This window comes from Streptomyces phytophilus, from assembly GCF_013870535.1.
Taxonomy (GTDB): Bacteria; Actinomycetota; Actinomycetes; order Streptomycetales; family Streptomycetaceae; genus Streptomyces; species Streptomyces phytophilus.
Window position 1 is genome coordinate 1 of the sequence record NZ_JACBXC010000160.1, and the last position, 8,092, is coordinate 8,092.

Here is an 8,092-nt window from a genome sequence, read left to right on the forward strand (position 1 = left end):
CGGCTGCGCCACTGGCTGGAGATCAACGGCGTACGCCACCAGATGACCGGGCAGTCCCTGGTCCTCGGGCGCAGCACCGAGGCAGACGTGCGGATCGACGACCCCGGCGTCTCGCGCCGGCACGCCGAGATCCGTACCTTCGACGGCGGCGCGATGGTGCAGGACCTCGGATCCACCAACGGCATCGTGGTGGACGACCAGCACACCCAGCGCGCTACGCTCCGCGACGGCTCACGCATCCGCGTGGGCAGCACCACCGTCCTCTACCGGCAAGCCGAAGGGTGAAGCGGGGCCGATGTCAGAGCTGACCCTGACGGTCATGCGGCTGGGTTTCCTCGCCGTACTGTGGCTGTTCGTCATCGTCGCCGTACAGGTCATCCGCAGTGACCTGTTCGGCACCCGGGTCACGCGGCGGGCCGCCGCCGTCCAGGACCGTCCGCCGCCGCGGCCGCAGGCGCCGCCGCAGGACGCCAGGGGCGGACGCGGCGGGCGCCGGGGCCAGCGCGGCGCCCCGACCAAACTCGTGGTCACCGAGGGGTCGCTCACCGGCACCACCGTCACCCTGCAGGGGCAGACCATCACCCTGGGGCGGGCCCACGATTCGACAATCGTGCTGGACGACGACTACGCCTCCTCCCGGCATGCCAGGATCTACCCGGACCGTGACGGGCGCTGGATCGTGGAGGACCTCGGGTCCACCAACGGCACCTATCTCGACCGGACCCGGCTCACCTCGCCGGTGCCGATCCCGCCCGGCGCACCGGTCCGGATCGGCAAGACCGTCATCGAGCTGCGGAAGTAGAAGACCATGACCGGAGGGCGGGCACCATGCGGATGTACCCGGAGCCGACCGGCGAGGTGCGCATGAGCCTCTCTCTGCGCTTCGCCGCCGGGTCGCACGAGGGCATGATCCGTGACCACAACGAGGACTCCGGCTACGCCGGCCCCCGGCTGCTCGCCATCGCCGACGGCATGGGCGGCCAGGCCGCCGGCGAGGTCGCCAGCTCCGAGGTCATCTCCGTCATGGTCGCCCTGGACGAGGACGTCCCGGGCTCCGACCTGCTCACCGCCCTCGGCACCACCGTGGAGCACGCCAACGACCGGCTGCGCCGCATGGTCGAGGAGGACCCGCGCCTGGAGGGCATGGGCACCACGCTCACGGCCCTGCTGTGGACGGGCCAGCGCCTCGGCCTGGTGCACGTCGGCGACTCGCGCGCGTACCTGCTGCGCGACGGCGCGCTGACGCAGATCACCAAGGACCACACCTGGGTGCAGCGGCTCGTCGACGAGAACCGCATCACCGAGGAGGAGGCCACCACCCACCCGCAGCGCTCGCTGCTGATGCGCGCGCTGGGCAGCGGCGACCAGGTCGAGCCCGACCTGTCCATCCGCGAGGTGCGCGCCGGCGACCGCTACCTGGTCTGCTCCGACGGTCTGTCGTCCGTGGTCAGCCACGAGACGATGGAGAACACCCTCGCCGGCTACGCCGGGCCGCAGGAGACCGTGCAGGAGCTGATCGAGCTGGCGCTGCGCGGCGGCGGCCCCGACAACATCACCGTCATCATCGCCGACGTCCTCGACGCCGCCGACGACGACACCATGGCCGGCCGGCTCAACGACGCCCCCCTGGTCGTCGGCGCCGTCGCCGAGAACCAGCACCAGATCGACACCGCCGGCATGCAGACCCCGGCCGCCCGCGCCGCGGGCCTCGGCCGTCCCGCGCCGCCGCAGGCCGGCGGCTTCGGCCCGGCGGACGACGACCCGTACGGCCTCTCGTACAACGACGAGGACTTCGTCAAGGCCCCGCCCCGTTTCAAGTGGCTCAAGCGCGGGCTGCTGCTCGCCGTGGTCCTCGGCGGCCTGGGGTTCGGCGGCTACAAGGCGTACGACTGGACCCAGTCGCAGTACTACGTGGGCACGAAGGACGACCACGTCGCGGTGTACCAGGGCATCGACCAGAAACTCGCCTGGATGAGCCTGTCCTCCGTGCACCAGGACCACCCGGACATCGAGCTGAAGTACCTCCCCACGTACCAGCAGAAGCGCGTCGAGGACAACATCGCCGAGGAGAGCCTCGGCGACGCCCAGGCGAAGGTCGCCGACCTCCAGCAGCAGGCCGACGTCTGCCGTACGGTCGCCCAGGCCGCGGCGGAGGACTCCCGCGCGCAGGAGGAGGAGCGGCGGCAGCAGGAACTGGAGAAGCAGAACCCGGACAAGCAGGACCCCGACAAGCAGGGCGACGCCGGGGACAAGGCGGGGGACGAGAAGTCCGAGTCGCCGGCGCCCGGAGCCTCGTTGACCGAGGAAGAGCAGAAACTGGCGAGGCAGTGCCCGAAGCAATAACCCGTTGGGGGGCGGACCGTACATGAGCAGCAGCCACACCAGCACCATCAGCTCGGTGGCCGCGCCCAGCCGGCGCAACACAGAGCTGGCGATGCTCGTCTTCGCCGTGCTGATCCCGGTCTTCGCCTACGTCAACGTGGGCCTGGCCAAGGAGGACACCGTCCCCGCCGGGGTCTTCGGCTACGCGGCGGGCCTCGGCTGCCTGGCCGCCGTCGCGCACCTGGTGGTACGGAAGTTCGCCCCGTACTCCGACCCGCTGCTGCTGCCGATCGCCACCCTCCTCAACGGCCTGGGCCTGGTGCTGATCTGGCGCCTCGACCAGGAGCCGTCGCTGACCACGCCCGCGCTCGGCGGCCCGATGGCGCCCGGCCAGCTCATGTGGTCCGCGGTGGGCGTCGGGCTCTTCGTGGTCGTGCTCCTCTTCCTCAAGGACCACCGGGTCCTCCAGCGGTACACGTACATCTCCATGGCCGCGGCGCTGGTACTGCTGATCATGCCGATGGTGCCGGGCCTGGGCGCCAACGTGAACGGCGCCCGCATCTGGGTCCGCATCCCGGGCCTCGGCTCGCTCCAGCCCGGCGAGTTCGCGAAGATCGTCATCGCGGTCTTCTTCGCCGGCTACCTCATGGTCAAGCGGGACGCCCTGGCCCTGGCCAGCCGCCGCTTCATGGGCCTGTACCTGCCGCGAGGCCGCGACCTCGGCCCGATCCTGGTGATCTGGGGCCTCAGCCTCATGATCCTGGTCTTCGAGACCGACCTCGGCACCTCGCTGCTCTTCTTCGGCCTCTTCGTGATCATGCTCTACGTGGCCACGGAGCGCACGAGCTGGATCGTCTTCGGCCTGCTGCTGTCCGCCCTCGGCGCGGTCAGCGTGGCCTCCTTCAACAGCCACATCGGCGACCGCGTCGACAACTGGCTGAACCCGCTGGCGCGCAGCCCCCTCAACGACGGCGTGACCGAGACCGCCCAGGCGATGTACTCCTTCGGCTCCGGCGGCCTCTTCGGCTCCGGCCTCGGCCAGGGCTACTCCCGCCTCATCGGCGGCATCGCCACCAAGAGCGACTACATCCTCGCCACCGTCGGCGAGGAGCTGGGCCTGACCGGCCTCATGGCGATCGTCGTCCTGTACGGGCTCCTCATCGAGCGCGGCATGCGCACGGCCCTCGCGGCCCGCGACCCGTTCGGCAAGCTGCTCGCGGTCGGCCTGTCCGGCGCATTCGCGCTGCAGTGCTTCGTCGTCGCCGGCGGCGTCACCGCGCTGATCCCGCTGACCGGCATGACGATGCCGTTCCTCGCCCAGGGAGGCTCCTCGGTCATCGCCAACTGGGCCCTGATCGCGATCCTGCTGCGCATCAGCGACACCGCACGCAGACCAGCCCCGGCGCCCGCGCCTTCGCCCGACGCCGAGATGACCCAGGTGGTACGCACATGAACAAGCCGCTCCGCCGCGTCGCCGTCTTCTGCGGCCTGCTGGTGATAGCCCTGCTCGTCCGGGTCAACTGGATCCAGTTCGTCGAGGCCGACGAGCTGCGCAACCACGAGGACAACCGGCGCGTGGCCATCGAGCGCTACGCCCACCCCCGCGGCAACATCATCGTCGGCGACAAGGCGATCACCGGCTCGACCGAGACGTCGGGCAGCGACTTCCAGTACAAGCGCACGTACAAGGACGGCCCCCTGTGGGCCCCCGTCACCGGCTACGCCTCCCAGGCGTTCGGCGCCAACCAGCTGGAGGCGCTGAACGACGGCATCCTCACCGGCAACGACGACCGGCTGTTCTTCAACCGCACGATCGACATGATCACCGGCAAGGACAAGAAGGGCGGCAACGTCGTCACCACCCTCGACGCGAACGTGCAGAAGGCGGCGTTCGAGGGCCTGGGCGACCGCAAGGGCGCCGTCGCCGCCATCGACCCGGAGACCGGCGCGATCCTCGGCCTGGCCAGCAGCCCCAGCTACGACCCGTCCTCGTTCGCGGGCAACTCCAACGAGGACGCGAAGAACTGGAAGTCGCTGAACGACGACAAGGACAAGCCGATGCTCAACCGGGCGCTGCGGGAGACGTACCCGCCCGGTTCCACGTTCAAGGTCGTCACCGCCGCGGCGGCGCTGGAGAGCGGCGAGTTCGACATGGACGAGCCGACCGGCGCCCCCGAGACGTACAAGCTGCCGCTGTCGACCAACACCCTGGGCAACGAGGTCAAGGGCGTGTGCAAGGACGCCACCCTGCGCGAGGCGCTCCAGTGGTCGTGCAACTCGGTCTACGCGATGATCAGCGACAAGGTCGGCAACGAGGGCATGAGGGAGATGTCCGAGAAGTTCGGCTTCGGCAACGCCGAACTCGACACCCCGGTCCGCGCCGCCGAGAGCATCTACCCGGAGATGGACCGCCCGCAGAACGCCATGGGCGGCATCGGCCAGGCGTCCAACCGCGCGACGCCGCTGCAGATGGCGATGGTCGCCTCCGCCGTCGCCAACGACGGCGAGCTGATGAAGCCGTACATGGTCGAGAAGCTGGTCGCGCCGAACCTCAACGACATCGAGGTGACGCAGTCGGAGAAGCTCAGCGAGCCGCTCTCCGGCGAGAACGCGCAGAAGATGCAGCAGATGATGGAGACCGTCGTCAACGAGGGCACGGGCTCCAACGCCAGGATCGACGGGGCCACCGTCGGCGGCAAGACGGGTACCGCGCAGCACGGCATCGACAACCGCGACCTGCCGTACGCCTGGTTCATCTCCTACGCCAAGGACCCCGACAGCGACAAGCAGATCGCCGTCGCCGTGGTGGTCGAGGACGCGAGCGCGAACCGTGACGACATCTCCGGCGGCGGCGTCGCGGCGCCGATCGCGAAGAGCGTCATGGAAGCCGGCCTGGGCCGCTAGCGGACCGCAGCCGGGCCGCGGGGACGATCGGGAAGCAGCAGGGGGACGAGAAGTGAAGTGGCGCGGGGGGTGTCACCCGGGGGGACTGCCGGGAATGTGAACGCGTGAGGGAACCGCGGGGCGGGCGTGCCGCGTCACCCGATAGCGGTCGGATACCGGTCGGATATCGGCTGACGGTCCGGCCCGAACGGTGTCATCGGCGCCCGGTACCGTATGCCGAGCAGCACGAGCCGGACACCCCGTGCCGACGCTCCGCTTCGGCACGGGAGCAGGAACGGAAGAGGGCTGGGAGAAGCTATGGAAGAGCCGCGTCGCCTGGGCGGGCGGTACGAGCTGGGCCAGGTGCTCGGCCGCGGCGGCATGGCCGAGGTCTACCTCGCCCACGACACCCGCCTCGGTCGTACGGTCGCGGTCAAGACGCTCCGTGCCGACATGGCCCGCGATCCCTCGTTCCAGGCCCGCTTCCGCCGCGAGGCGCAGTCCGCGGCCTCCCTGAACCACCCCGCCATCGTCGCCGTGTACGACACCGGCGAGGACTACATCGACGGCGTCTCCATCCCGTACATCGTCATGGAGTACGTCGACGGCTCCACGCTGCGCGAGCTGCTGCACTCCGGGCGCAAGCTGCTGCCCGAGCGCACGCTGGAGATGTGCACGGGCATCCTCCAAGCCCTGGAGTACTCGCACCGCAGCGGCATCGTCCACCGCGACATCAAGCCGGCGAACGTCATGCTGACGCGCACCGGCCAGGTCAAGGTCATGGACTTCGGCATCGCCCGCGCGATGGGCGACTCCGGCATGACGATGACGCAGACCGCCGCGGTCATCGGCACCGCCCAGTACCTCTCCCCCGAGCAGGCCAAGGGCGAGCAGGTCGACGCGCGCTCCGACCTGTACTCGACTGGCTGCCTGCTGTACGAGCTGCTGACCAGCCGGCCGCCGTTCGTCGGCGACTCCCCGGTGGCGGTGGCGTACCAGCACGTGCGCGAGGAGGCGCAGCCGCCGAGCGCGTTCGACCCCGAGGTCACGCCCGAGATGGACGCCATCGTGATGAAGGCGCTCGTCAAGGACCCGGACTACCGGTACCAGAGCGCCGACGAGATGCGCGCCGACATCGACGCCGCGCTGGAGGGCCTGCCCGTCGCGGCGGTCGCCGGCATGGGCGCCGCCGGCTTCCCCGGCGACACCCCGACCACCGCCATGACCCCGCAGAACGGCTACGGCACCACGATGCTGCCGCCTACGCGGGACGACGACGGCGGCATGGGCTACGACGACCGCGGCGCGGGCCGCCGCCGGCAGCAGAAGCGCAGCGGCGCGACGTCGACGGTGCTGCTGATCCTCGCCGGCATCCTGGTCCTCGTCGGCGCCATCTTCATCGGCAAGTCCATCTTCGGCGACCAGGGGGCCGACCCGGTCAAGGTGCCGGACGTGGTCGGCGAGAAGTTCGAGGACGCCGAGAGTTCCATGAGCAACCTCAAGCTCACCCTCACCAAGGACGGCGAGGAGCGCTGCGACCAGCCCAAGGGCACGGTGTGCAGCACCAACCCGGCGGCCGACGAGGAGGTCGAGCGCGGCTCGACCGTCAGGGCGGTCGTCTCCAAGGGCTCGGGCGTGCAGAAGGTCACCGTCCCGGACGTGACCGGCATGGACGCCGACGAGGCCGAGGACACCCTCCGGGAGGAGGGCTTCGACGTCGAGCAGGAGGAGCAGGAGTCCAGCGAGCCGGAGGGCCAGGTCCTGAGCCAGAACCCGGAGGGCGAGACCAAGGCCGCGCGGAACTCCACCGTCACGCTCACGGTCGCCGCCGCCCCGGAGGAGACCGAGCCGGCCGCGATCAACGTCCCGAAGGTCGACGGCCTGGCGTACGAGGACGCGAAGGCGACCCTGGAGGGCCAGGGCTTCGTCGTCCAGCGCACGGACCAGGAGACCGCCGACGCGGCCCCGGAGACGGTCGTCGCGCAGTCCCCGGAGGCCGGCACGGCAGCCACGGAGGGCGACACGGTCACCCTGACCGTCGCGGTGGAACCGGACGAGCCGGATGCGCTGACGGTGCCGTCGGACCTGGTCAACAAGACGGTCGGCGAGGCACGGGCCCAGCTGGAGGGCATGGGCCTGGTCGTCGGGGTCGTCCCCGGCGCCCCCTCGGACGACGCCGCGGTCATCATCGCCCACGACCCCCCGGCGGGCAGCGAGGTGGCCCCGGGCTCGACCGTGAACCTGGTCACACGACCGGGCGACGGGGACTAGGCCGGCCCCCCGGCCGGGTAGATCACCGCGATGCGAGCGCCCCCGCCGAGCGGGTAGGCTGGGGGCCGCTTCGGGGCCTTAGCTCAGTTGGTAGAGCGCTGTCTTTGCATGGCAGATGTCAGGAGTTCGACTCTCCTAGGCTCCACACCTGTCGGCAGAGCCCCGCGGGGCCGGTTTCTCCGGCCCCGCGGGGCTCTCGCGGTTTCCCGTGGGGAACGGGCGTGTACTACGGCGACAGGTGTCTGCTCAGAGGTCGTCCTCGCGTTCGTAGTACGCGCGGCGGGTGTCCGTCGGTTCGCCCGCTTCCGAGCGGGCCGTGCCGCCGCCCTCCGCGTCCATGTCCGCCGCCGCCTCGCGGGTCTCGGCGTCCTGGTCGCGGCCGGCGTCGGCGCGGTCGATGCGGGTCTCGCGGTCCATGTACTCGGTGTCGTCGACGATCCGGGTGGTGGAGGCGTCGGTGCCGGGTTCGGTGGCGTCCGGGGGTTCGACCATCCAGTCCGGGTTGATCTGGCGGTCCCACCAGCGCCAGACGACGACCGCTCCGGCGCCCAGGGCGCCGACGACGACGGTGCCCTTCGCCGTGCGGCCGACGACCTCGCGCCGGTGCCGCCTGCGT

The 8,092-nt window shown here is 70.8% G+C and carries 7 protein-coding genes and 1 tRNA gene; 7 read left to right on the top strand and 1 reads right to left on the bottom strand.

What is annotated here, in order from left to right; translation table 11 throughout:
• The 7 genes from H5J30_RS10945 to H5J30_RS10975 all read left to right on the top strand — a co-directional run.
• Window positions 1-285: FHA domain-containing protein (locus H5J30_RS10945; RefSeq protein ID WP_181787240.1), on the top strand; the 285-nt coding region annotated here is incomplete at its 5' end.
• 10 nt (window positions 286-295) lie between these two features.
• Window positions 296-802, top strand: a complete 507-nt coding sequence (locus H5J30_RS10950; RefSeq protein WP_018838847.1) for an FHA domain-containing protein FhaB/FipA — start codon at window positions 296-298, stop codon at window positions 800-802.
• 26 nt (window positions 803-828) lie between these two features.
• Window positions 829-2,343, top strand: a complete 1,515-nt coding sequence (locus H5J30_RS10955; RefSeq protein WP_181787241.1) for a PP2C family protein-serine/threonine phosphatase — start codon at window positions 829-831, stop codon at window positions 2,341-2,343.
• A 22-nt stretch (window positions 2,344-2,365) separates the two neighbouring features.
• Window positions 2,366-3,775 (top strand): FtsW/RodA/SpoVE family cell cycle protein, encoded by a 1,410-nt coding sequence (locus tag H5J30_RS10960; protein ID WP_181787242.1) that lies wholly within the window; start codon window positions 2,366-2,368, stop codon window positions 3,773-3,775.
• The gene (locus H5J30_RS10965; RefSeq protein WP_181787243.1) at window positions 3,772-5,226 is read left to right on the top strand and encodes a peptidoglycan D,D-transpeptidase FtsI family protein; all 1,455 of its coding nucleotides are present in this window, start codon (window positions 3,772-3,774) and stop codon (window positions 5,224-5,226) included. Before H5J30_RS10960 ends, H5J30_RS10965 begins: the two co-directional genes overlap by 4 nt.
• Before the next feature lie 297 nt (window positions 5,227-5,523).
• Window positions 5,524-7,476 carry a Stk1 family PASTA domain-containing Ser/Thr kinase gene (gene pknB, locus H5J30_RS10970; protein ID WP_181787244.1) on the top strand — a complete coding sequence of 651 codons (1,953 nt, stop codon included), beginning with the start codon at window positions 5,524-5,526 and terminating at the stop codon, window positions 7,474-7,476.
• A gap of 72 nt (window positions 7,477-7,548) precedes the next feature.
• Window positions 7,549-7,621 (top strand) — tRNA-Ala (locus tag H5J30_RS10975).
• A 101-nt stretch (window positions 7,622-7,722) separates the two neighbouring features.
• On the opposite strand, the gene H5J30_RS10980 is transcribed toward H5J30_RS10975, so the two are convergent.
• The coding region (locus tag H5J30_RS10980; RefSeq protein ID WP_181787245.1) for a DUF5324 family protein at window positions 7,723-8,092 on the bottom strand (370 nt) is incomplete at its 5' end.